This window comes from Porphyromonas sp. COT-108 OH1349 (genome assembly GCF_000768755.1).
Classification (GTDB): Bacteria; Bacteroidota; Bacteroidia; order Bacteroidales; family Porphyromonadaceae; genus Porphyromonas_A; species Porphyromonas_A canoris.
The window spans coordinates 354100-379966 of record NZ_JRAH01000034.1 but is presented as its reverse complement, the minus strand read 5'-3'; the positions used below and the strand labels follow the sequence as shown (position 1 = coordinate 379966).

The window sequence follows — 25867 nt, the reverse complement described above, 5'->3', positions numbered from 1 at the left end:
GCTGTTTTCTGCCCCGATTTTCAATGCCCGGAACGCTTTGTCGGACCCTTTTTGTTCGTACTCTTTTCTTCATGAGAGTGCAGGGGGGAAGAGGCCGGGCGGTAACAATCCGGAGAAAAGCTCTCAACTCTCCGGGCGTTTGCCGCCTGTTTCGGGAGCTTGCACCCGTAACGAAAGCAACGCCGATACGTATCGTACCGACGTTGCTTTTACTTGTTTATCTGTCTGTCCCCTATTGATTTGCGGCAAACGATGCGGAGCCGTGGGGGAGAAGTGATGGCAGACGGGCTGTTCGTCCCGCCGTCATCCCATGATGATCCCCACGGTGAGCTGCGCGGCAATCACTCTGGCGAACATCGTGAGGGGGTAAACCGTGACGTAAGACACCGCAATGGTGTCGCCTTTTACGAGAGAGGAGGCGTAGTCGAGAGCTATGGGATTGGCCATGCTGCCGCATACAACTCCTGCCGTGTGGCTGAAGGAGAGCTTGAACCACTTCATGCAGATGTAGCCGATGATGAGGGGAGGCAGGACGGTGACGGCAGTGCCGAGAGCCATCCATATCAGTCCGGGACCTTGCGAAAGGGTCGCGAAGAACCCTTCTCCCGAACTGAGCCCGAGCGCAGCCATGAAAAGCACGATGCCGAAGGTGCGTATCATCAGATTGGCGCTGGAGGTGATGTAGGTGTTCAGGTGGAGCCTTACTCCGTAGGCACTCATCAGAATACCGGCAATGAGCGGACCTCCGGCGATTCCCATCTTGATCGGCGTGGAGATACCCGGTATCACAATGGGGATGGCACCCAGCACGCACCCCAGCAGCATCCCTATAAAAAGGGTTACAAGGTAGGGTGTGTCCAGCTCTTTCAGCTCGTTGCCCATCATCCGGGAAAGCTCCTTGAGGTCGCTCTCTTTGCCCACGACGGAGAGCCTGTCGCCCATCTGCAGGCGGAGAGACGGAGAGGGGAGCAGCGTGATGCCTGCGCGGATGACGGAGGTTACGTTGATGTTCATCCTGCTTCTGAGGTCTAAGGATGCCAGACGTACGCCGTTGATCTCCTGTCTGGTTATGATGATTCTGCGAGATGCGAGCGATTCGTTGGCGGCTTCCCAGTCTATCACTTCTTCTCCGGGCCGGACTCCTTTTGCCTCTTCACCCAAAAGAAGCAGTATCTTGGGATGGTGTTCCTCTTCGCTCACGACAAGGACGTGATCGCCCGGCTGCAGCTCCGTGTCCGACTTGGGCATCATAAACCGTCCCTCCCTCCAGATCCGCGAGACCAGCATGGGTACGGTGTTGAGCGTCATGAGCTCCCTGATGGTTTTGCCCGCAACGGCGCTGTTGGTTATGAGGTACTCTTTGGTGATTGTCTTGACGGTGTCGTCTTCTTCTGCCGATGCTCCGGAACGAGGCACCTGCGTCTTGAGAATGGCTATGACGATAAAAACGCCGATCACCCCGAAAGGATAAGCTATCGCAGTAGCCATAGCCATCTCGGCAAGCGTCTTCGAGAGCACTTCCTGAGATGCTCCCTGATGTACCAATACTCCGCTGACGGCTTCCTGAGATGCCCCCAAGACCGGCATGTTGGTTACGGCTCCACTCAATACTCCCATCAGATGAGGGAGAGATTGGTTGGAGATAAGATAAAGAACCACTATCACCACAATACTCAGAACAATGATGGCTGTAGCCCAGAGATTGAGCACGATCCCTCTCTTCTTCAGAGACTCGATGAAGGCCGGACCGACCTGAAGCCCCAGCGTATAGACATAAAGGATAAGCCCGACGTTGATGGTAAAGGCAAGGATTTCAGAGTCCACTCTCAGCCCGAAGTGCGAGCAGATGATACCGATGAAGAATACCATCGAAAGCCCTAAAGACACCCCCTTGAAGCTGAACTTCCCTAAATACATCCCTATGCCGCTGACAAGGAATAAGGCTACTACTGCCTGTAGGATAGAAGGTTCGGTCAGAAAAGATATGATTTCGTCTGTCCACATATTATATATATACTACAACTTGTCTGTAAGATCTTTATTGTTGCTCTTTGGGTCTGTGATAATAGACGGCAGAGTGCGCCGGCGCACTCTCGGCATACTCTGTGGTATATGCCGTTACGGTGATCTGTATAAGCGTATCCTCCGGTATGTTGCCAAGAGGAATGGTAAGCTTTTTTTCTTTTATCCCGATACGCGAAAGGTATTCGGCGGTTTCCGTCCGGACATCATTCCCATCCATGGAGATATAGATGTTGAATGTGGGAGAGTCTTTCCCTGCATAGCTCCACTCTGCCACCAGTGTATCTCCGTGAAGAGAGAAGTCCGTAATCTCCGGAACAGCCTCCGGTGCTGCCGGATTGGATGATCTGAGCGGAAGAAGAGCCGGGCGAGTGAATGCTTCTTGGCGCAGATAGTTCCAAAGACCATACTTATTGTCAAAAAGCTGCTCGGCTCTGAAGAAACAGATTCCTCCCACTCCGGACTCGGCTCGGCAGCTGTCAATCTGTTGTTTGAGATCTGTGTAGTCCCATCCGCCCTGACTTTTGAGCATCTTGTATGAGGCAAGCCCGGCTACCATCTTCCCATCCATCTCTCTGTTCCACTTCTTGAGGTGATAGAAGAAGTCTTCTCCCTTAAAATACATCATCGGGACTACAAAGTCTATCTTCCCCGAACGCTTCCATGCCACGGGATCTTGATGGACAGACTCCTTTGCCGTCCATACATATCCGTTGTTCTTCACACCATTGCTATACTTCCCGATAGGTGATGCACTGACTTGAATGTGCGGCTTTACGCTTTTCACTCTGTCGTATATCATGGAGACTGTTCTATGAATATTCTCCTCTCGCCATGCAGAGTGGGAAAGATTGCTTTTGGATCTTTTGTAGGAACGTTGGTCATTCAGCTTCTCAGCTCTTTCGGGATACCTGATATAGTCCAGGTGGATACCATCTATATCGTAGTTGGAAGCAAGCTCTTCTGCCAGATCTGCAAGAAATCTTCGAGCATGTTCCGAGGCCGGATCCATATAGATCTCTCCGTTGTGGCGAATGGTGTGAGCCCTGTACCTTTTTATGTAGGAGTCTTTCGGTGCGTGTCTGAATTCGGAGACATTTGCCATTTTAAGGGTAACCATCCAGGCATGGCATTCCATTCCTCTATCATGACACCCCTGTATGACATAAGCAAGAGGATCATAGCTTTTATCTTGCGACATTGCAGCCCTGAAAGGCAGCATGACCGGCTCAAACTTACTCTTGTAAATGACATCTCCCCGCCCTCTTACCTGTATAAATACGGTGTTGAAATGTGCAGACCGGAGGCTGTCGAGCATTCTGTCTATCTCTTGTCGTTGCAATGCAGCTGTACGAGCCTTGGGCCAATCCAGACCGTAAAGTGTTGTCAGCCAGACTGCGCGCATCTCTCTTTTTGGGTACAGACTTGGAGGTTGTTCCGCAAAAGATGGAAGCATTGTGCTTAAAACAAGGATAGCAATAAGGAGTAGAGGTCTTCCGGTCCTTATTGCCATTCTTATAAAAGTGGTGCTATTCATGGGTTGTCTGATATTAGCTTGTAAAATGGATGTGGTCTATAAGCCGCACCTCACCGCAATAGACTGTAATACATCCTACCGGTACCCGACTCTCTTCCCAGCATTTGATATCTTCGAGACTCTCTCCATCCACGATAGAGAAGTATTCCACCTTTAAGTGAGGAGTTTGGTCTATTTGCTCAATCACGGCTTTATACACCTCTTCCACAGAAGCCCCTTTGCGAAACAGCTCTACACCATGTCTAAGAGCTTTGTAGATGAATGGCGCAGATCGGCGTTCGTCTTCATTGAGCCGGGTATTGCGAGAACTCATTGCAAGTCCATCCTTTTCTCTTACTATTTCACAAGGGATGATCTCAATAGATACATCCGGCATGAGAGAGAGCATTCGGCGAATAACGGCAATCTGTTGAAAATCTTTTTCTCCAAAGTATGCTTTATCCGGCTCGACTATTCTGAAAAGTTTGGAAACCACCTCCGCAACTCCGGCAAAGTGTCCGGGACGATGCTTACCTTCCATAACCTCTGCCACTCGTCCAAGATCGAAAGGAGATTGGCGAGGTTCATCTTTAGGATATATCTCTTCCACTGTCGGAGCAAAAACATAGTCTGCTCCTGCTTCGGAAAGTAGTCTTAGATCTCTGTCAAGATCTCTCGGATAGGTCTCAAAATCTCTTGCGTTGTTAAACTGCGTGGGGTTCAGGAAGACACTTACTACCGTAATATCATTTTCGCTGATGGAGCGTTTGACCAAACTGATGTGTCCGTCATGAAGAGCACCCATTGTAGGAACAAATCCTATCTTTTTCGTCTGTTTTCTCTCTTCTGAAAGTTTCTCTTTTAGAAGCTTTATATTGTCTATTGTTACCATTCGGTGTTTGTTCTGATTATGTTTTTATTATGTCCGCAAAGTTACCCAAATAAATAGGATTTTATTACTTAAACTCTGTCATTTGTCATATAAGAATGACGTTTTAGCGGATGATATATGACATTTTAAGATGTTATATGTTACTTTTGGCTTAGTATATCTGCCGTTTTCTGCAGTCAGGACACTTGGGTTATGCTTTTGATTGTACTTTATCGTTCACAATAGCAAATAGTACAAAACCTAAAAAACATATATCATGAACTGGAATAATATGACTATCAAGTCGCAAGAGATTATCCAAAAAGCGATAATGCTTGCGCAACAAGAGCATCAACAATCCATTGATCCCCTGCATATCCTTCTTGCTATAATGGAGGAAGCCGGGCATCTCTCCGGATACATATTTCCAAAGATCGGAATAGATCCGGAGACTCTCAAGAAACGAATTAAGGATAAGATAGCTTCTCTTCCTCGTGTAACAGGGGGAGCTTCGGAGCCGTATCTCTCTTCCGCCTCAAATGCAGTGCTTTCTCATGCCTCTCAACTTGCAACGGATTTCAAAGACCAATACGTTGCGGTAGAGCATCTGCTACTCGCCATCCTTCAGAAAGGAGCGGATGCGGAACATCTGTTAAAGGATATGGGAGCTACGGAAAAATCTCTCAATACAGCGATTATGGAGCTAAGAAAGGGGAGCAATATCACATCTCAATCTTCGGATGACAACTACGATGCACTCGGCAAGTATGCTCAAAATCTCACAGAGAAAGCTCGAAGCGGTAAGCTGGATCCGGTTATCGGTCGGGATGAAGAGATACGAAGAGTGTTGCAGATCCTTTCAAGAAGAACGAAAAATAACCCTATCCTGATAGGAGAACCGGGGGTAGGGAAGACTGCCGTAGCCGAAGGGCTTGCTCACCGTATCGTTAGAGGAGATGTCCCGGAGAATCTAAAAACCAAAGAGGTATATTCTCTCGACATGGGTGCTTTGATAGCCGGAGCAAAATACAAGGGAGAGTTTGAAGAGCGTCTCAAAGGAGTGGTGAATGAAGTCTCTAAATCGGAAGGGAATATCATTCTTTTCATAGACGAGATTCACACTCTTGTGGGAGCCGGAAAGAGTGAAGGGGCGATGGATGCCGCTAATATTCTGAAGCCTGCTCTTGCTCGTGGCGAACTGCATGCGATAGGAGCAACGACGCTCAACGAGTATCAAAAATATTTTGAGAAAGACAAAGCTCTCGAAAGACGCTTCCAAATCGTAATGGTAGAAGAACCTGATGAGTTGAGTACTATCTCTATCCTGCGAGGAATAAAGGAGAAGTACGAAAATCATCATAAGATCAGAATAAAAGATGATGCCATCATAGCTGCCGTAAAACTATCTTCTCGTTATATAACAGACAGATTTTTACCGGACAAGGCAATAGATTTGATGGATGAAGCATCTGCCCGATTGAGAATGCAGATAGACTCTTTGCCGGAAGAGTTGGATGAAATCTCTAGAAAGATAAAGCAACTGGAGATAGAGCGTGAAGCCATAAAGCTCGACAACGATGAGCTCAAGATGAAAGCCATACTTGCAGAAATTGCATCTTTGAAGGAGGACGAGATGCAGTTGAGAGCACGTTGGCAGAAAGAGAAAGAGCAGATCGGAATCATCCAAGCCAACAAGACGGAGATCGAAGAGCTTAACTACCTTGCGGATAAAGCAGAACGCGAGGGCGATTATGGTAAAGTCGCCGAAATAAGATATGGGAAAATAGAGACCAAGAAGAAGCAGATAGCGGAGGCAGAACAGGAACTGATCAAAATACAAGGAGATAACGCAATGGTCAAAGAAGTGGTGGATCAGGACGATATAGCCGATGTTGTCTCCAAATGGACCAATATTCCTGTAAGCAAGATGATGTCATCGGAGAAAGAGAAGCTGCTGCACTTGGAAGAGGAGCTGCACAAAAGAGTGGTGGGACAAGAAGAAGCTATCTCTGCCATCGCTAATGCCGTGAGACGTTCGAGAGCAGGGCTTCAAGATCCTAAGCGACCTATCGGCTCTTTCATCTTCTTGGGAACGACTGGTGTGGGTAAGACAGAAGTGGCAAAAGCTTTGGCAGAACTGCTGTTTGATGACGAAAACATGATGACACGCATAGATATGAGTGAATATCAAGAAAAGTTTTCTGCAACTCGTCTTATTGGTGCACCTCCGGGATATGTCGGATACGATGAAGGAGGACAGCTCACAGAGTCCATAAGAAGAAAGCCTTACTCCGTGATACTCTTCGATGAGATAGAGAAAGCACATCCGGAAGTGTTCAATATCCTGCTTCAAGTCTTGGATGACGGACGACTGACAGACAACAAAGGACGTACCGTGAACTTCAAGAATACTATTATCATCATGACTTCTAATCTCGGATCCGATATTATCCGAGAAAGCATGGAAGAGTATGAACGTACCGGATCGGACAGAGTCTTGAAAGAGAGCAAAGAGAAAGTGTTGGCGCTTTTGAAGAGAACGATACGACCGGAGCTTCTAAACCGTATAGATGAAACAATAGTGTTTGCTCCTCTATCGCAGGAAGAGATATTTAAGATCGTCAGACTGCAACTTGAAGGAATACGGAAGATGCTCGAAGAAAATATGATAAAGATAGACTTCTCTGAAGAAGCCGTGAAAGAACTTGCTTTGGAGGGATATGATCCGCAGTTTGGAGCAAGACCCGTGAAGAGAGTGATCAAGAGAAGAGTTCTGAACGAGCTTTCCAAAGCATTGTTGAGCAACAGTTTAAGCACAGACAAAACCATTCTTGTGGATTATAGGGAGGGAGACTATGTTTTTCTTCAATCATGATCATAACAGATGAGCTGTTGCCTTACCTGATAGGGGAATAAAAAGAAAACTCATTACAACAGTCCACATCCGGTATCAATAAGTTGTTTGGCAAGATGCTTGTCTTTTGAAATAAAATACGCTGAACCTGTTCGCAAATCTTCATGAACAGATTAAAGAGTTTCACTAAAAGCTTAAACATCTTTAAGTCAAGGTATGATTTGTGCGTTTTAAGGTTTGGTTTCCATAAATCAAGGTGTGATTTTCACGAGTCATGCCTTGATTTATAGTTTTTATCCTGTTTAGCAGAAGATTTGAACATGGTCAACTCTTTTCTTTAACAGGTTCATAATAAGATTCAAACTCGAAAATTCATCATTGAGAACAGGTCTCGGCTGCCGGGCATTACCTTTACCTCTCTGTACAGATTGTTGAAACGATATTGAATAGCTATCTTTGTAGAGATATATTGATAAGAAAATGAAGTATATTCAGTACAGGTTTGAAATATCCTTTTCAAGTGAAGCTAAAGATATAGAGCGGTCTCTGATATTCGATCTTCTCTCCCAATTTCTTGCCGATGGCGGTTTTGAAAGTTTTGAACAGACGGACGAAGGCTCGTTGTTAGCGTATGCTCCAAAATCTTCTTCTCTGACGGAAGCGGTGGAGGAAGCCCTCAGAGTTTTGCCGATAGATGGATTCGAAATATCTTATTCATCGGAAGAGATGGAGGATAAAAACTGGAATGAGGAGTGGGAAAAGAACTTTTTCTCTCCCATTACCGTGGCAGACTGCTACATCCGTGCTCCATTTCATGCCCCACATGGCGGAACGGCTCCTTGTACAGAGCTACTCATACAACCTCAGATGGCTTTCGGAACGGGACATCACAGCACGACATCCGGAATGATCTCTCTACTGAGTGAAGAGGAGTTACATGGCAAAAGTGTCCTGGATATGGGGTGTGGTACCGGGATATTGGCTATCTATACCGCCCTCAAAGGAGCCGAAAACATTACTGCAATAGACATAGATGAGTGGTGCTATCGGAACACTTTGGATAATGCCCTCCTCAACAATGTTGATAAAATCATTGTACTGCATGGCGATGCGCAACTATTGAAAGAGTCCGCCCCGGTAGATATTTTCATTGCCAATATCAACAGAAATATTATCATGGAAGATCTTTCCCTTTATATCTCTACCATAAAACCGGGTGGAGCAATCTTCCTAAGTGGATTCTATAAACAGGATGTGCCCATGATAGAAAAAGCGCTTTCCGAACATGGATTTGGGATAAGAAAGCAGATTGTAAACAATGAATGGTGCGCACTCATGGCTGCACGAAATAACTAATGACGCAAAAGATACAACAGATATGGATGATAAGTATAAGCTGATAGCCCTGGATTTGGATGGTACTCTTACCAATGACCAAAAAGAGATCTCCAAAGACACACTAAAGTATATCATAGGCATACAACAGGCAGGGCTCAAAATAGCTCTTGCTTCGGGACGTCCGACACATGGTGTTTCTCACATCGCAAGACAGTTGAAGCTGGATGAGTTTGGAGGTTATATGCTTTCGTATAATGGCGGAAAGATCATCAGATGTTCCGATGGTAAAATCTTGGCTAACCACTGTTTGGATCTGGATCTGATCCCTGTATTGTACCAATACGCAAAGGATGCGGGGCAGTCGATTTTAACTTATACATTTGATGCTGTCATAACTGAAGATGCGGATCATGAGCTGGTAAAGCATGAATCTTTCCTTAATGGCAATATGCCTATCCGAAAGGTAACGGATTTTGTGGAAGCAGTGGTAAAACCACCTCACAAGGTTGCCATAATCGGAGAGAAGGAACCATTGGATAAGATATTTGCAGAGCTTGTTCAGATTTTAGGGCAACGAATCAATATATACAGGTCGGCAGAGACCTATCTCGAAATAGTTCCGGCTCAAATAGATAAAGGTAAAGCCCTCTCTTTTCTTTTGAGCGAACTCAACATGACACCTAAACAGCTCATCGCGGTAGGGGATAGCTACAACGATCTTTCCATGATCCAGCTTGCCGGTCTTGGTGTTGCCATGGGCAATGCAACGGAAGCAGTCAAGCAGTGTGCGCACTATATTACGAAAAGTAATAATGAAGACGGCGTTGCGCATCTTATTCAAAAGGTATTCTTTCATGCGGAAGACAAGAAAACCATAGACCTTGAGTACTTCAACTCACTCATGCAAAACACTCTGATGAGTACGCTCGGCATCAAGTGTACCCACCTGTCGGAAGGAAGAGTGGAAGCGACCATGCCGGTGGATATTCGTACCCGTCAGCCGATGGGAATCCTTCATGGGGGTGCAACGCTTGCTTTTGCGGAAACACTTGCAGGATACGGGTCTGTTTTTCTCTGTGATGAAAACGAAATACAGGTTGGTATGCAGGTAAGCGGCAACCATATATCGTCCGCTCACGAAGGGGATGTGGTAAGAGGTGTAGCTACCATAGTACACAAGGGGAGAAGCTCTCACGTCTGGAATGTGGATGTTCTGACCGGAACGGATAAGATTATCTCTTCCATCCGAGTAGTCAATAGCATCATAAAGCGTAGATAGTAAAGTGTAGATGTGCAGAGAATAATTGCTATTTTTGTACCTCTTAAAACAAAGAAAAAAGTAACATAAAGACGATGAATAAGGATATTGCAAGTAAATATGATCCCTCATTGGTGGAGGATAAGTGGTATAAATACTGGATGGAAAATAAGATATTTTCCTCCAAACCGGACGCTCGTGAACCATACACGATAGTGATGCCTCCTCCCAATGTAACAGGTGTATTGCACATGGGACACATGTTGAACAACTCCATTCAGGATATTCTTATTCGACGTGCAAGAATGATGGGAAAGAACGCTCTATGGGTTCCCGGAACAGACCATGCCTCTATCGCCACCGAAGCAAAAGTGGTAAATAAACTGGCAGAAGAGGGTATCAAAAAGAGCGAACTTACAAGAGAACAATTCCTTGATCATGCTTGGGAGTGGACACATAAGCATGGAGGCATCATCATGGAGCAGCTCAAGAAGTTGGGTGCTTCTTGTGATTGGGACAGAACAGCCTTTACAATGGATGAAAATCGCTCTCAAAGTGTGATAGATGTCTTTGTCGATCTGTACAACAAAGGCTATATCTATCGTGGAGTGAGAATGGTCAACTGGGATCCCAAAGCCCTTACTGCACTGTCCGATGAGGAAGTAATCTACAAAGAAGAGCAGAGCAAACTTTACTACTTGAAGTATGAAGTGGTAGAAGAGCCGGGGAAATACATCATTGTTGCCACCACTCGTCCGGAAACTATACTTGGAGATACTGCTGTTTGTGTACATCCGGAAGATGAAAGATACAGCTATCTGAAAGATAAACATGTACGTATTCCTCTTGTAAATCGGGAGATACCGATAATCATGGACGAATATGTCGAGCGGGAATTTGGTACCGGATGTTTGAAAGTAACGCCTGCGCATGATGTGAATGACTATATGCTGGGAGAGAAATATGCTCTTCCCTCCATAGATATATTCAATGACAACGGCACTTTGAACGAGCATGGTCTTCAGTACAAGGGCATGGACAGGTTCGATGTAAGGAAGCAGATTGCAAAAGATCTTGCCATGGCCGGATTGATGGAGAAAGAAGAGGCATACGTTAATAAGGTCGGATGTTCGGAGCGAACACAAGTACCTATCGAGCCAAAACTTTCAATGCAGTGGTTCCTTGATATGAAGCGATTGGCTCAACCGGCTATCGAGGCAGTCAAACAGGATGATGTTCTTCTTGTACCTGCCAAATTCAAGAACACATACTTCCATTGGATGGAGAACATAAAGGATTGGTGTATCTCTCGTCAGCTTTGGTGGGGGCATCGTATCCCTGCTTACTTCTTGCCTCAAGGCGGTTTCGTTGTTGCATCATCTAAGGAAGAGGCTTTAGTCTTAGCACGTGAAAAGAGTCAGGACAATACGCTTACCCTTGAAGATCTAAGACAAGAAGAAGATTGTTTGGACACTTGGTTCTCTTCGTGGTTATGGCCTATATCGGTTTTTGGAAGCGTTATTAACCCGACGGAAAAAGAGAGAAAAGAGTTGGAGTATTACTATCCAACCTCCGACCTGGTTACCGGTCCGGACATCCTGTTTTTCTGGGTCGCACGTATGATTATGGCGGGTTATGAATACACCGGAAAGCGTCCGTTTGGTCATGTTTACCTTACCGGCATTGTGCGCGATGCTCAAGGACGAAAGATGTCAAAGTCTTTAGGCAACTCTCCTGATCCGTTGGATCTTATTGCAAAGTATGGTGCAGACGGAGTGCGTATGGGTCTCATGACTGCCGCTTCTGCTGGTAATGATATTCTTTTTGACGAGTCGCTTTGCGAGCAAGGGCGTAACTTCAACAATAAGATATGGAATGCCTTCCGTCTTGTTTGCGGATGGGATGTAGCGGTTGTACAAAAGCCGACAGATGCAAGTATTGCAGCCGTAAACTGGTTCCGTAATCGCCTTTCGGAAGTATCCGTAGAGCTGGCAGATTATTTTGATAAATACAGGCTGAGCGATGCTATGTTGCTTCTGTATAAACTCTTTTGGGATGACTTCTCTGCTTGTTATCTCGAACTGGTAAAGCCTGCTTACGGCTCTCCCATAGATGCTGAAACCAAACAAGCCACCTTGGACTTTTTCTCCATTTTGATGCAGTTACTCCATCCTTTTATGCCATTTATCACAGAGGAGTTATGGCAACTCGTGGAAGAAAGAAAAGAGGGAGACAGCATCATGAAGCATCCTTTGAAGATAGATTCTACCTTTGATGCTACTTTCCTCAAAGAGGTCGAGATGGCTCGTGAACTTATCAGTCAGATCCGAAATCTAAGGGTAAAAAACAACATTTCTCCTAAAGAGGCTTTATCTCTTTACGCGACACAAGCCGTTCTAAGCACGGAAGCCGTATCTGTTGTTTGCCGTTTGGCAAATATCGAAAAGTATGAAGTCGGAGATAGAGAAGCCGATCCCAATGATGCTTCAATCATGATAGGCACAGCGACATTTGCCATTCCGATGGGAGGGTTTATAGATACCGAAGAGGAGCTAAAGAAGCTTCATGAGGAGGTGGCATACTACGAGAAATTTTTGCTATCGGTGAATAAAAAGCTGGAGAACGAAAAGTTTGTTGCCAATGCACCGGAACAAGTGGTGGCTCTTGAGCGAAAAAAACAGTCCGATGCCACTGAAAAATTGGAGACATTGCGCGAACGTATTGCGATGTTAGGCAAGTAAACAGAGAGAATCAATATTTCCAAATCCATTTTATCTACACATGTTTCAGAAACTATCCCAGGCAGTAGAAGAGCTATTCAAGGAAGGACGAAAGGTATTATCGCAAACTCCGGAAGCTTCAACTCACGCATTTTTTCTCAAGCACGTTCTTCCGGAAAATGAGTTGCTCCTATTGAACGACGAACATGAGTGCTTGGCTAAAATCCCATACGAAAGCCGGCAATTCAATGCCATGAATAAGGTCATAAAAGAGGCGGTAAAAAGGCTTCGGGATAAGGGGTTCTTCTATCAAGACTGTTTCAAAATTCCATTTTCCGTATCCATGATAGGGGAGGAGAATGAAGTGGAAAACACGTTTCTGCAATGGGATAGTGAGGTTATAAATCTGAGTAAGCCGCTCATGCCCAACCTGAATAAAGAGTTGAATGAGTTTTTACGCTCTTTGGAGTTGGACTGTTAGCATTTAGCTTCGGCACATATCGCTTTCAGTCAGAGGGCTTTTTACATACACTATTGACCATTGCAAACATCCTTTAGAAGAGATGATTTACAATAGGTATAAAAGAAATCTTTTTGAATGCAGAATAGGCAGAGATAAGTCGAATTTCAGTCTGAGTATCGGATACCACATCTATTTTACACTCCTCAAAAGAGGGAGGACCCATTTTAGGCATTACATTATTACTAAAACCAAACTTTTCGAGAGGGATACCATACTCACCTCTATCCAGATCTCCATTTCCGTTTTCATCATGGAAAATAGCCATTGCATAGCTTCCACTGGGTAAATCATTTAGCTCAATGAGTTGAGAAGTGCCGGTAGCGGGAACGGCTGTTGTCTTAAATGGCTCTATCAGAAATGTTTCCGAATTGTTGTAAAGAGCAACCATAATGTTGCCACTCTGTGTCTCTATCCCTTTTACCTGGATAGAAAGTTTGTGTTGAGCGTGGACGGCAATGCCAAAACTTGCAAATAGAGCAAACGCAAGCAAAATCACTTTTGTTTTCATGACACTGTAAAATTAAGAGGGAATAATACTACTTGATTTCTATATATTGTTTTAGAGCTTCCACGTAGGCTTCAAACGCATTCCTGCCTGTGGAAGTAATCCGGCAAGATGTCCTAGGTCTTTTACCTATAAACTCTTTTCGGATCTCTATATATCCGGCTTGTGAAAGCTTGTCCAGCTGAATGCTCAGATTCCCGGAGGTTGCTTCGGTCTTCTCTTTAAGAAAAACAAAGTCTGCCTCATCTATACCCATCAAAATGGAGATGATGGCAAGACGAAGTTGGGAATGCAGTAGAGGATCTAATTCTATCATAATTCACGCTTGGCTTTGGCATTGAGAAGATGGCCGGGCAGTATCAACATGATGACAAACGAGAGAGCCAAAAGAAGATTGAAGTAGTTCTGAAACAAATGGGTAGAGTGGAGCATTACAAGGATATAAACGCCCAAGAGAAAAGAAAATCCCGATGTCCAAACCACAACTTTCTCTTTAAGAAGCACTCCCGTAATGGCACAACCAATGGCGACATACATTAAACTCAAAGGAGCCATAAGTCCAAAGTGTATTACCTCTACGAGAGATAGGGCATAAATCAAACAGATGATAAGCAAAGAGAGAAAGAATAGTGTGTTGATGACAATCCAGACGGACTTGATGCTTTTTTCCAAATAAGAAACGACCTTGGGCGGATGCTTCTTTGAAAACAGTGCTGCAAAGAGTGAAAGTGGCAGTAGGATAAACCACAAAAGATACGACATGGGACTTGACGTGAATTTGAAACAGAAATAGACTCCAACGCCTATGATCGCAGATGCGTATCCGTAGAATAAAAACTTATTCCACTGTCCCAATCCGAGGTTTTGCTTGGTTTCTAAAATCATTTGAGAGATAAGAGCCAAGCTCTCTTTCTCATTCAACTTAACATCATTCATAACTAAAAAAAGCGATCTATCAGGGTAATACACTAAGAAAAAATACCTGTCTCCGAGAATGAAGTTGCCTGTCATAAACGATCGACAAACTTCTTTCACACTGCAAATATAAGTAAGTTTATTTTATAAACCAATTTACGTATGAAATATTTTGAGCTGAAATCTTATTGGGAACATATTAAAAAGGTCGCTTTAATATATTCAATTCTTATTGTTAAGCGGATAAGAACTATAAATCAAGGCTTAATCTGTAGAAATCTTGTCTTGATTTTTACTCATCAAGCCTTGAAGGGTAGAACTCATGCTTTGTTTTGCAGATGTTTAAGGGTTCGGTAAAGGTTTTGAATCTGTTAAACGAAACTTCTAAAAGGGTTAAACATCTTCTCTTGCGAAAAATAACAGACCCGATAAGAAGACTTTTTCTTCTTATCGGGTCTATAATCCCGGTTTTAATGGGGGAGTAGGATCAGTCTACATCCACCACTCTTGCTCTGAATTTGGAGTCGAATTCTATCTCCAATCCGTTTGAAAGGTCTATCTGATAACGGCCTCTCGACTTTTTCTCTATGTTCGTGAGATCACTGTTCGGGTAGTTTGTCTTCACATAGTCTTGAATAGGACGAGGAGCGATAGAGAACGGGATGGGTACTCTTTTGCTTGTAATCTCTTTCCATTCACCGTTTTTCTTGAACTCTATCTTGCAACCATTTTCCAAAATAACGTCATAAGTAGTGGTCAGGATGTCTTTGTCCACATAGGCTTGTAGCACCTCTTTGGAGCTATAATACTTTGTTATGAACTCCTTAGCTTGCTTGGGCAGATTTTCAAAAGGTATAGGTCTCTCGTTATCTGCCTTGATCTGAAATGTTGCAGCAGCTATGATGATTGCCAAAAGGGTAATAATTTTTCTCATGTTTGTAGTCTGTTTTTATGAATTACGAATTATATGACCACAAATGTAGGACTCAAATCTGAAAAGAATTTGAATTATTCAAGCTTTTCCTCTATCCCTTGTAGGAGATTTTATAGATGGATCTGGGGTATTTACCTGTTTTACTTTTTCTCACAACCGTTATGAGAACGACTCTTCCCATCGAGTCGAATTCGTATGAGATACTTTTTGCAGGAGTATGAGTATCGGTGTACTCAATGTCTTTTAGCAACTTGAAAGATCTTAAGCCGAGTTCGTCTGCAAAAAGAGCTTCGATAGAGGGAGCCGGAGACCAAATCTGATTGAGATCCGGATAGGTATCATTATTCTCTTTATCCGTGTAAAAGAAAAATACGGAAGAATTCTCTCCGGAAGAGTTACTTGGATAATAGATCTGATCTTTCTGAATGCAGTTATCATTCGCCCAAGTACGTTCTATGGCTCTGAATGTAGGAGTCTTTTGACTTATTTGTTTTCCTGTTTTATTGTATTGAAATTTATCTGCCACTCGTCGTTCCTCCTTTCCTCCGGGAAAACATAGTGTTGTTATTTGCATAGTGGCCTTTCCGGAAGCATCAAGCACAATCTCGTGTTTTGTTGGTGCCGAAAGGTTGCTTTCAGCCTCAGGAAGGACATCTTCTTCGATGAGAATTTTGTCCTTTGAATAGCTGATAGCAGATTTTAGCACCTTTTCTCCGTTCAGCCGTTGAATATTGGTGATTTCTATTACTCGGTTATTTTCATCATACTTATAGAGGTTTTCTCCGATGGATTCTTCTCCCAAAAACCTTTCTACCTTGGAGACAAGATTCTTATATGTTTTCTGTTTTATTTCCGGTCTTTTTATTTCTTTTCCGTCTCCGTTGCAGGAGGTCAAAATAAGGGTAAGTGCAACCAATGTTGCCATCTTTCTGATCATAATCATTCTGTTATTATCTAAATACATTTGAGGAATGGGTGCAAATGTAGTCATAAAAAGTAAAGACGGGGAAGAGATAAATAAGATTTAACAGACAGGTGCAACTCTTGATACTTTTATGACTTTTCTATAAAAGAATAGAGCAGCTGCATCGAAAGATTTAATAATTTATTCCCGATGAGTGTGAATCTTATTACCGAAAAACCTGAGTGTATCGTGCGAAAGCAAGAATGCCTTCCTATACCAAAAGAGATTTGATCTCCGCAATATCCTCTGCGATATTGGGAGCATTTGTGCTCAAAAGATTTTCTATACTCTTGCAGGCATAGATGACAGTAGAGTGATCCTGCCCTCCGACTTCTGCTCCGATAACAGAGAAAGAGCTATCTGTAAGCTCTTTGCAGAGATACATTGCAATCTGTCTGGATAAAACGATCTGACGTTTCCGGCATTTCTGCTGCAACAAGCGAGGCTCTATATCGAAGTGAGAGCAGACAGCTTCGACAATATCTTGGATTGTGATAACCTTTTTCTCATACTTCACATACTGCTTCAATATCTTTGTCGTAAGATCCATAGATATGGGCTTATGACTCATAGTATGGTGAGCGAAGAGTGTTTTGGCAACTCCTTCCAACTCTCGAACATTTTGGGAGGTTGAGGCAATAATAATATCGAAGACCTCTTGAGGGAGTGAAATGTTATACTGACCCATCATGCGAGTCAGAATCTTTTTTCTAAGTTCGGTATCCGGACGCTCTATTTCAGCCGTCAGCCCCCATTTCATTCTTGTATAAAGACGCTCTTCAAGTCCGTCAAGATCTACGGCCGGGCGGTCGGATGTCATTATAATATGGCGTCCTAAAGCTCTAAGATTATTGAAAATCTGGAAAAAAGCACTCTGTGTACTTACTGCATCTCTCAACTCTTGGACATCATCCAAGAGCAGAATATCCATATTCTGATAGAATTGAATGAAGTCTTCCGGACGTTTTCTCCTGTAAGAAGCTTCTACATACTGCATTTTGAACATCTGTGCCGATACATAAACAACGCGTTTTTCGGGATAAGAGTTCAAGATAGCATTTCCTATCGCGTGCAAGATATGCGTTTTCCCAACGCCTGAAGCTCCATAAATGAACAATGGATTGAATAAAGAACTTCCCGGATTGGCTATAATAGCTTGAGCGGCATTATATACCATCAAATTTGAATCACCATAAACATAGGAGTCAAAAGTGAGTTGAGGCTCAAGATTCGTTCTAAAGGAAGATTTTTGAGAATTGTCAGAGTTTTTAACAGGTGTGCTTATGGCTTGTACATCTACCTTTTCGGAAGAATATTTGGGTACGGCAACGCCTTCAAATATTTCGTATTCAAGCTCAAAATTTTCCCCAATATACTTTTCGAGAGATCTCTTGAACGGATCCTTATACTGCTTTTCTATATGGTCAAAATGAAGCTCCGAAGGTAATCTTAAAGTGAGCTTTTTACCCTCCAAACTAACAGGAACGATCGGCGCAAACCATCGGGTATAATCCGAAGGAGAGCTGATCTCTTCACTGATGTAGCTTAGACATTGCTGCCAAACTTGTTGGAGAATATGGTTCATTCTTTCTATATAGTTTATTATTAGAGCCAAGACTTTTGGCTTTCAACCAATGCAAAGTTTGGGAAAATAAAGAAGAAAAAAAAATGACCCTTTTGTTGCTTTTTTTGATGCCCCTTACTGACAAGAAATTAGGGATAAGTGGTTGCTTTGTAGTACTCTATTTTACCATCTAAATGTTAAATCATTGGGCAACAGATAGGTTCCTTTCAAATGTAAATAATGTTATTTTTTTTTAATACGAGCCTTCCTGTTTGATAGTCAAATAATTGAAAAATAAGGGCTATCTTTGTTACATAAATCGTTTAACAAACTACGAAATAAGTATGAGAAAATCTAAGACGTTAATTGCAGTAATAGTAGTATTGGGCATTCTTGCATTTTATTTGGGAAGCCAGTATAACAGAATGGTTGTATTGGATGAAGAGGTCAAGGCATCTTGGGGGCAGGTGGAAAATGTTTACCAGAGAAGAGCCGATCTTATACCAAATCTGGTCAATACTGTAAAGGGATATGCCAATCACGAAAAAAGCACTCTGGAAAGTGTGATCCAAGCAAGAGCCAGTGCTACTCAGGTTAAAGTTGATCCTGATAACTTAACGGCTAAGGATATGGAAGAGTTCATGGCAAAACAAAGTGAACTTTCCAGTGCATTGAGCAGGCTTCTTGTTTCTGTAGAAGCATATCCGGATCTAAAGGCTAACGAGAACTTCAAAATGCTTCAAGTGCAGTTGGAAGGGACAGAAAACCGCATTACTGTGGAGAGATCTCGATTTAATGATGTTGTAAAGGATTATAATCAATACATCCGAAAGTTCCCGAAAAACTTGGTTGCAAGTATATTCGGATTTGGAGTAAAGCCTCTTTTTGAAGCTAAAGAAGGAGCGGATGTTGCTCCGGAAGTGCAGTTTTAATAGGGCTATCCTCTTAAGGAAATGCTAAGCATGAAGATCTAAACCTTCTTGCTTAGCATTTTTAGATATTAAACGTGCCTGTTTTTATCATATAAACCTCAATCTGACCAATGAGTTGTTTTCATTCCAAACTTAAATCTCTCTTTTTTCTACTTCTTATTCTGAATGTATCCTTTTTGAATGCCCAAGTGGTAAGGAGTGTTGATGATGTTAAGAATGTTCAGAAAGTGAATGCCTCTCTGTATATAACAGATGAATCGAAACTTTTGAGCCCTTCTGCTTATAATGAAGCCAATCAACTGATAGGTAATATCCGAGAAGAGATGGGCGTCGAGATAGCAATAGTGATATTGGAAAGCATTGATGGGCAGGATCTGCAAAGCTTTGCACACAAAATCTTAAATACATGGGGAGTCGGCTCTAAAAATGATGATAACGGGCTGGTGATACTCTATGTTTACAAGCCGGAAGAGAGAGGAATATCATTTGAAGTAGGTTATGGGTTGGAGCATGTACTGCCTGATGCTCTCTGTTATATGATACAGAAAGAAGATATGATACCTTATCTGAAGGCAGGAAATCCTGATAAGGCGATAATAGAGGGAATAAAATCTATAGAAAAAAAACTGAGAGAGGAGTATGACTCCACCACAAAATCTTTTACTGTTAGGACTCCGAGTGTTTGGGATGATAAAGAGCTACAACTGTACTGGACTATCATAAAGTATGGTTTTCTTATTTCATACATTTCGGGATTTCTTTTAATGTTTCTGATAACCGGTGCCAATATCAAGGGTGGAAATGGAAGAACTCCTGTGGAACGTTATCTGAAGGCTGAGTTGACGGCGAAAAGATTATTTCTAAGTCTGTTTGCTATACTTTTCCTTCCCGTAGTTCTTTATTATAAGTTACTTTGGATTTTCGTCTATAAAAAGAAGCTATCTTCTCAGATGCAGAAATGCGTTGCATGCCACACGGATAATAGTATTACACTTCATCGTACTCCCAATGAAGTGCTTCCGTATCTTACGACAAAGGAGAGTATCGAACAGAATATCGGATCCGTATCATATATAGCGGCAACATGCCGATTTTGTAATAATAAAGAGGTATATGGGACTCTTAAATACTCACCATACATACAATGTCCCAATTGTAAAGGTATAACAATGAGAAAAGAAAATACCTCTATTACCCCAAACTACATATATACAACATACTTCTGCTTATACTGCAAATACACCAAAGAGGATAAGACACCTCGATTATCCTCTACATCTTCTGCGGCGCTCGGGGCTGCAATTGGGGCTGTTGGCGGATTTAGAGGAGGTGGTGGTTCTTTTGGAGGTGGCTTCGGAGGAGGACGATCCGGAGGAGGTGGAGCAACTACCCGTTTTTAGTAGCCCCCATAACACTCATATCGTCAGTAATAACTACCTTTGTGATCCGTGATTATACATATAAAACAGTTCGTTTATGAAAAATAACAACATAGATAGAAGAGTTCGAGTACGTTTTGCTCCAAGTCCGACAGGCCCTCTGCACATAGGTGGTGCCAGAACAGCTTTGTATAACTATCTCTTTGCTCGTCAAAACGGGGGAGATATGATTATTCGGATAGAAGATACAGACAGCCATAGGTTTGTTCCCGGAGCAGAAGATTATATCATAGAAGCACTTCACTGGTTGGGTATAGAGATAGATGAAGGTATCGGGACTACGCCCGAAGGTCCTCATGCTCCTTATCGTCAAAGTGAGCGTCGCGATATATACAGGAACTATGTAGGACAACTTCTTTCAGAGGGAAAGGCTTATTATGCTTTCGATACCCCTGAAGAGTTGGAGAAATACAGAGCCGAAATTCCGAACTTCCAGTATGACGCCCAAAATCGTCTCTCTTTAAGAAACTCTCTATCTCTTACAGAAGAAGAGGTAAAGAAGTTGATAGCAGATGGTACTCAGTATGTCGTGCGTTTGAAGATAGAGCCGGATGTTGATATAACAGTCAATGACATCATCAGAGGAGAGGTAGTCATCAACTCTTCTGTTCTTGATGACAAAGTGTTATATAAAAGTGCAGATGATCTTCCGACCTACCACTTGGCAAATGTCGTAGATGATCATCTCATGGAGATAAGTCATGTCATTCGCGGTGAAGAGTGGTTGCCATCCTCACCTTTGCACGTATTATTATATCGTGCATTCGGATGGGAAGATACCATGCCTCAGTTTGCCCACCTGCCTCTACTGCTTAAACCTGAAGGCAATGGCAAGCTAAGCAAAAGAGATGGAGACAGACTCGGATTCCCCGTATTCCCTTTGCTTTGGACGGATCCGGTTACTCAAGCCATAAGTTCAGGCTATAGAGAAAGCGGGTATCTCCCTAATGCTGTTGTAAACTTCCTTGCTCTGCTGGGTTGGAATTCGGGAACAGATCAGGAGATATTCTCAATGAAAGAGTTGATCGACTCGTTCGATCTGAAAAAATGTTCCAAGAGTGGCGCTAAGTTCGACTACGAAAAAGGAAAATGGTTCAATCATAAATATATCCAAGAACTCTCCGGAAGAGATATTGTATTGCTTGCAAAGGCTCACATAGAAAGAGCCAATCTTCCTTATGATGAAGATAGACTGGCTGCAGCCACCGAGATCATAAAAGATCGTATAACGTTGCTTTCGGATCTCCCGGCTCTTATCTCTTTCTTCTTTGTCGCACCAACCTCTTATGACGAAAGTGCTATCAAAAAAAGGTGGAAGGAAGACACACCTGCTCAGCTACAAGAAGTGCGCTCTTTTCTTGCTTCAATAACGGATTGGAAGTCGGCTCATTTGGAAGATACACTCAAGTCGTTCATCGCCGAAAAAGGATTCAATCTCGGAGGCATCATGAATCCTCTTCGTCTTAGCCTTGTAGGAGCTCTTCAAGGACCTCATCTATTCGATATTCTTGAGTTCATAGGGAAAAACGAGACATTGGCAAGAATAGAAAAAGCGATAGATACAATAGGATCTCTCAAGCAGTAATGAGTAGTGTCTTCTACAACACCGGAGTAAAGGCTTACTTCTCTCTTCTTCGGCTGATCTCTCCTTGGCATCCGAAAGCAAAAAAGATGATACAAGGCAGGCGGCATGCTCTTTCCGATCTTGAACAGAAGAGAAAAAAAGGAGTGCCAACGATATGGATGCATGTCTCCTCTTTGGGAGAGTACGAGCAAGGGCATCCTCTTTTGGAGCGGATTAGGAAAGATCTTCCGGAAGCAGAGGTTGTGCTGACGTTCTTCTCTCCTTCGGGATATGATGTGCGCTGTAACACGCCATTAGCCGATATTGTAACCTATCTTCCGGCAGACACATCACCGGAGCTGAAGACCTTTATAGAGACTCTGAATCCAACAGTAGCACTCTTTGTGAAGTATGAGTTTTGGCTCAATACCATCTCTATATTGCATCAAAAAAAAGTTCCCGTATTCTTGGTTTCTGCCATTTTCCGCCCCAACCAGGTCTTTTTCAAATCTTGGGGAAGAGAGTTCAAGGAGGCTCTAAGGCAGTATGATCATCTTTTTGTGCAGGATGAGAACTCCTTGCAACTGCTCAAAAGCATCGGTCTAAGCAACGATAAAATCACCATAGCCGGAGATACGAGAGCAGACAGAGTGTGTCAGATAGCAGTTCAACCGAAAGAGATAAAAGAAGCCGAGTATCTCAGGGAAGATGCGATGCGGAAAGGGCAACTTGTTTTAGCCATCGGAAGCAGTTGGGAAGAGGACGAAAAGATCATCCTGCCCTATCTTCTCACACATGATAATGTAAGGCCTATTATCGCCCCACATGAAGTTCATGAAAAGCATTTGTCCCATTTGGAAGAACTTATCGGGAAGTCCAATCTAGTCTATCTCTCCCAAAAGCCATCCGAAGCAGAGATAGCCAATGCCAAAGCCCTTATTATAGATGGCTATGGACTTCTTTCTTCGCTGTACAGATATGCGGACATCACTTACGTGGGAGGCGGTTTTGGAAAAGGTATACACAATACGCTCGAAGCAATAGCATTTGGCGCGCCCGTTGTGTTTGGCCCTAAATATCATAAGTTTAGGGAGGCTGTCTCTCTCTTAAAAGAGGGAGGTGGTTTCTCCATCGCATCCAAGGAGGAGGCAGACCGGCTTATGGCAAAACTCATTTCCGATAAGGACTATCGCCAAACAGCAGGGGAGAAGGCAGAAAGATATTTATCCGCAAACAAGGGAGCCACAGATGCTATTTTCGCAAAGATCTCCGATGCATTGGAAAATCGGCTTAACAGCCGATAAATACGAAGAAAGCCATATAGAGGTAAAAAGAAAGTCCATGAGAATTTCCAAAGAGAGATTATCGGACAGCTTCGGATAAGTGGTTCAAAGGGACTATCCCATAGAGATCCGAAACGTCAAAAAATATTTGAGGAGACTTGTCAAAGCAACAAGTCTCCTCAAATATTTTTATCGAGCGTTGTAGATAAAAATCTTTTGGGAAAGGATCCATAAAAGTTACCAATCCACTTCTACATCGGTCTCATCGGGATCGTAATACTCCTCATCTTCTTCCTCTTCAAAGTAGATAGAGTCCATGTCGAAGTCATCCTCAAGGAATGATGCCGACAACCCTTCTCTCATATTCTTTCTTACAATGTTAGAGACATCGTGTCTGTTGTCCGACACAATGGCTTGCCAGATCGTATCTTTCAAAAGCTGCAATCCCTGCCCGGAAACGGAGGAGAAAAAGACGGTCTTTACTCCTTCCGGAAGATGTTCGGAGAGCATCTCTTTCAGCTCATCATCTATAAGATCGCACTTGGAAATTCCCAAGACACGATTTTTCTCAAGCAGTTCGGGGTTATACTTTTCAAGTTCGGACAGCAGGATCTCATACTCCTTGGCTATATCATCCGCATCGGCAGGGACAAGGAAAAGCAGAACCGAATTTCTCTCGATGTGCCTCAAAAAACGTAGTCCAAGCCCTCGACCTTCCGCCGCACCCTCTATGATGCCCGGAATGTCTGCCATCACGAAAGATTTGTGATCTCTGTACGAAACAATCCCCAGGCTTGGCTCCAGTGTGGTAAAAGGATAGTTGGCAATCTTGGGTCTTGCCGCGGAGACAGAAGAGAGGAGTGTGCTTTTCCCCGCATTTGGGAGTCCCACCAAGCCTACATCTGCAAGCAGTTTGAGTTGTAGGATAACCATTCTCTCCTGAGCCGGTTCTCCGGGTTGAGCGTAACGTGGTGCCTGGTTGGTAGGAGTCTTGAAATGAGTATTCCCAAGTCCGCCCCGACCTCCTTGCAGAAGCAAAATCACTTCATCATGATCGTTCACTTCGCAGATGTAGTCGCCCGTTTCGGCATCATACGCCACCGTTCCGCACGGCACATCTATATATATGTCTGCTCCGGCTTTCCCGGTGGAGTTTTTGCTTGATCCCGGTTCTCCGCTTTCGGCAACCTTATGCCTGTCGTACTTCAAGTGGAGAAGCGTCCAAAAGTTACGGTTACCTCTCAGAAAGATGCTACCGCCTCTACCGCCGTCTCCTCCGTCCGGACCTCCCTTAGGGATATATTTTTCTCTCCTGAAATGGGCAGAACCACGCCCTCCCTTTCCGGATTTGCAATAGATCTTTACGTAATCTATAAAATTGGATTCTGCCATAGGAAAAACTTCTTTTGCTCTTTATAATACACTGTCTATTGCTTCGGATATGGATGCAAAGATGTCATCCATCTCTCCCAAACCATTTATGGGAGTAAGAGTACCTTCCTTTCTGAAATACTCTTTCAGTGGAAAAGTCTGATTGTTATATACGACAAGACGAGACTTTATGGCCTCAAGGTTGTCATCGCTTCTACCGCTTATCTTTCCGCGTTCGAGCAATCGTCTGATTAGCTCATCCTCAGGTACGTTAAGATCCAATACGATGGAAACCTCACAGTCGTGCCTTGCCAGCATACGTTTCAACGCATCGGCCTGAGGAATGGTACGAGGGAAACCATCGAAAATAAAACCTTTGACCTTGCCCAACTTCCCTTCCAAGTGGTGTTCCAACATAGCTACCACATCTTCATCAGGCACAAGGCGTCCCTCCTTTATATAGTCTTGCGCCAATATCCCAAGGGGTGTTTGGTCTGCAATCTCTTTTCTCAAGATATCTCCGGTAGAGATATGTTCCAGCCCGAAAGTTTGGGCTATTCTCGCACTTTGGGTCCCTTTTCCCGAACCGGGCGCACCAAATATTAAAACATTTATCATAACAATACGTTATTCTTGTGTTTGATACGGTTAGTTTTAGTGTTGTTTGCTCTTAAAGAGCCTGTTAGTTTTATTCTATGAGTTTGTATATGTCTTTATAGAGACGTCCTCTTCCGTCATAATCCAAGCCATGACCTACGATAAAATCGGGTGGGATTTCCAAACCAAGATAGTCCGGTTTGACATCCACTACCTTCGGAGCATCCGGTTTATGCAGAAGCACAGCCAGCTTTACCTCTTTTGCTCCTCTCGATGTATAGAGAGCACGTATATGATCCAGCGTGAGACCGGAGTCGATCAGGTCTTCCAATATAATGACATGACGACCTTCCACCGAAATTTGAGGCTTCATAATCTCCTGAATAGCACCTGTCGAGCGTGTCCCGCTATAAGAAGCATATTGTGCGAAGCAGAGTTGATAGTCTCCATCTATCTCTCTCATCAGCTCGGATGTAAACATAAAGGAGCCGTTGAGAATGCAGATAAAAAGAGGATTCTTATCTCCCATATCGGCAACAATCTCTTTTGCCATTCGCTTTATCTGTGGCTGGATTTCAGAGTCATGAATATAGATCGAAAAACTCTTATCGTTAAGTGTTATTTGTGCTGGCATAATTCTTAGTCCATTATAATTAAAAGGAAGAACAAAGTTAGGGAAAAATAACATAGGTGAGAC

The 25867-nt window shown here is 43.4% G+C and carries 21 protein-coding genes; 9 read left to right on the top strand and 12 right to left on the bottom strand.

Annotated elements, in window-relative coordinates:
* Nucleotides 1–303: 303 nt before the first annotated feature.
* The 3 genes from JT26_RS09380 to panC are packed head-to-tail and all read right to left on the bottom strand — an operon-like array spanning nucleotide 304 to nucleotide 4430.
* Nucleotides 304–2004 carry a putative transporter gene (locus tag JT26_RS09380; RefSeq protein ID WP_036849091.1) on the bottom strand — a complete coding sequence of 567 codons (1701 nt, stop codon included), beginning with the start codon at nucleotides 2002–2004 and terminating at the stop codon, nucleotides 304–306.
* Between the two features lie 34 nt (nucleotides 2005–2038).
* Nucleotides 2039–3559: a glycoside hydrolase family 10 protein gene (locus JT26_RS09375; protein ID WP_052110503.1), complete on the bottom strand. Its 1521-nt coding sequence runs from the start codon at nucleotides 3557–3559 to the stop codon at nucleotides 2039–2041.
* Nucleotides 3560–3572: 13 nt separating this feature from the next.
* A complete protein-coding gene (gene panC / locus JT26_RS09370) occupies nucleotides 3573–4430 on the bottom strand; it encodes a pantoate--beta-alanine ligase (RefSeq protein WP_036849090.1) in 858 nt (285 codons plus the stop codon).
* 256 nt (nucleotides 4431–4686) lie between these two features.
* Between panC and clpB the strand changes: the two genes are divergently transcribed.
* The 5 genes from clpB to JT26_RS10290 all read left to right on the top strand — a co-directional run bounded on the left by clpB (nucleotide 4687) and on the right by JT26_RS10290 (nucleotide 13060).
* Complete coding sequence (clpB, locus tag JT26_RS09365; RefSeq protein ID WP_036849086.1) at nucleotides 4687–7284, top strand: ATP-dependent chaperone ClpB; 2598 nt, start codon at nucleotides 4687–4689, stop codon at nucleotides 7282–7284.
* Between the two features lie 459 nt (nucleotides 7285–7743).
* Nucleotides 7744–8619: a 50S ribosomal protein L11 methyltransferase gene (prmA, locus tag JT26_RS09360; RefSeq protein ID WP_052110502.1), complete on the top strand. Its 876-nt coding sequence runs from the start codon at nucleotides 7744–7746 to the stop codon at nucleotides 8617–8619.
* Between the two features lie 22 nt (nucleotides 8620–8641).
* Entirely contained in the window at nucleotides 8642–9880 is a 1239-nt protein-coding gene (locus tag JT26_RS09355) for a Cof-type HAD-IIB family hydrolase (RefSeq protein WP_036849085.1), read from the top strand.
* Between the two features lie 74 nt (nucleotides 9881–9954).
* Nucleotides 9955–12600 carry a valine--tRNA ligase gene (locus tag JT26_RS09350; protein ID WP_036849083.1) on the top strand — a complete coding sequence of 882 codons (2646 nt, stop codon included), beginning with the start codon at nucleotides 9955–9957 and terminating at the stop codon, nucleotides 12598–12600.
* Between the two features lie 40 nt (nucleotides 12601–12640).
* Nucleotides 12641–13060 (top strand): hypothetical protein, encoded by a 420-nt coding sequence (locus JT26_RS10290; RefSeq protein ID WP_052110501.1) that lies wholly within the window; start codon nucleotides 12641–12643, stop codon nucleotides 13058–13060.
* Between the two features lie 73 nt (nucleotides 13061–13133).
* On the opposite strand, the gene JT26_RS09340 is transcribed toward JT26_RS10290, so the two are convergent.
* From JT26_RS09340 to dnaA, 6 genes are all read right to left on the bottom strand, one after another.
* The gene (locus JT26_RS09340) at nucleotides 13134–13610 is read right to left on the bottom strand and encodes a DUF2141 domain-containing protein (protein ID WP_052110500.1); all 477 of its coding nucleotides are present in this window, start codon (nucleotides 13608–13610) and stop codon (nucleotides 13134–13136) included.
* Nucleotides 13611–13638: 28 nt separating this feature from the next.
* A complete protein-coding gene (locus tag JT26_RS09335; protein ID WP_152567022.1) occupies nucleotides 13639–13926 on the bottom strand; it encodes a transcriptional regulator in 288 nt (95 codons plus the stop codon).
* Nucleotides 13920–14543 (bottom strand): hypothetical protein, encoded by a 624-nt coding sequence (locus JT26_RS09330; protein WP_152565474.1) that lies wholly within the window; start codon nucleotides 14541–14543, stop codon nucleotides 13920–13922. Before JT26_RS09330 ends, JT26_RS09335 begins: the two co-directional genes overlap by 7 nt.
* A gap of 466 nt (nucleotides 14544–15009) precedes the next feature.
* Complete coding sequence (locus JT26_RS09325; protein WP_036849075.1) at nucleotides 15010–15456, bottom strand: PepSY-like domain-containing protein; 447 nt, start codon at nucleotides 15454–15456, stop codon at nucleotides 15010–15012.
* Between the two features lie 91 nt (nucleotides 15457–15547).
* Nucleotides 15548–16399 (bottom strand): hypothetical protein, encoded by an 852-nt coding sequence (locus JT26_RS09320; protein ID WP_152567021.1) that lies wholly within the window; start codon nucleotides 16397–16399, stop codon nucleotides 15548–15550.
* Nucleotides 16400–16631: 232 nt separating this feature from the next.
* Nucleotides 16632–18005, bottom strand: coding sequence for a chromosomal replication initiator protein DnaA (gene dnaA, locus JT26_RS09315; protein WP_036849068.1), 1374 nt, complete (start codon nucleotides 18003–18005; stop codon nucleotides 16632–16634).
* Nucleotides 18006–18328: 323 nt separating this feature from the next.
* On the opposite strand from dnaA, the gene JT26_RS09310 reads away from it, so the two are divergent.
* From JT26_RS09310 to JT26_RS09295, 4 genes are all read left to right on the top strand, one after another.
* Nucleotides 18329–18916: a LemA family protein gene (locus JT26_RS09310; RefSeq protein ID WP_036849066.1), complete on the top strand. Its 588-nt coding sequence runs from the start codon at nucleotides 18329–18331 to the stop codon at nucleotides 18914–18916.
* Nucleotides 18917–19026: 110 nt separating this feature from the next.
* Nucleotides 19027–20316 (top strand): YgcG family protein, encoded by a 1290-nt coding sequence (locus tag JT26_RS09305; protein ID WP_036849064.1) that lies wholly within the window; start codon nucleotides 19027–19029, stop codon nucleotides 20314–20316.
* A gap of 76 nt (nucleotides 20317–20392) precedes the next feature.
* Entirely contained in the window at nucleotides 20393–21940 is a 1548-nt protein-coding gene (gltX, locus tag JT26_RS09300; protein WP_036849062.1) for a glutamate--tRNA ligase, read from the top strand.
* Nucleotides 21940–23223, top strand: coding sequence for a 3-deoxy-D-manno-octulosonic acid transferase (locus JT26_RS09295; RefSeq protein WP_036849061.1), 1284 nt, complete (start codon nucleotides 21940–21942; stop codon nucleotides 23221–23223). Before gltX ends, JT26_RS09295 begins: the two co-directional genes overlap by 1 nt.
* A 216-nt stretch (nucleotides 23224–23439) precedes the next feature.
* Here the strand turns inward: JT26_RS09295 and obgE are convergent, their stop codons facing one another.
* The 3 genes from obgE to JT26_RS09280 all read right to left on the bottom strand — a co-directional run bounded on the left by obgE (nucleotide 23440) and on the right by JT26_RS09280 (nucleotide 25804).
* On the bottom strand, nucleotides 23440–24594 hold the full coding sequence (obgE, locus tag JT26_RS09290) for a GTPase ObgE (RefSeq protein ID WP_036849060.1): 1155 nt from the start codon (nucleotides 24592–24594) through the stop codon (nucleotides 23440–23442).
* A gap of 21 nt (nucleotides 24595–24615) precedes the next feature.
* Entirely contained in the window at nucleotides 24616–25191 is a 576-nt protein-coding gene (locus tag JT26_RS09285) for an adenylate kinase (RefSeq protein WP_036849059.1), read from the bottom strand.
* 70 nt (nucleotides 25192–25261) lie between these two features.
* A complete protein-coding gene (locus JT26_RS09280; protein ID WP_036792472.1) occupies nucleotides 25262–25804 on the bottom strand; it encodes a phosphoribosyltransferase in 543 nt (180 codons plus the stop codon).
* Nucleotides 25805–25867: the final 63 nt, after the last annotated feature.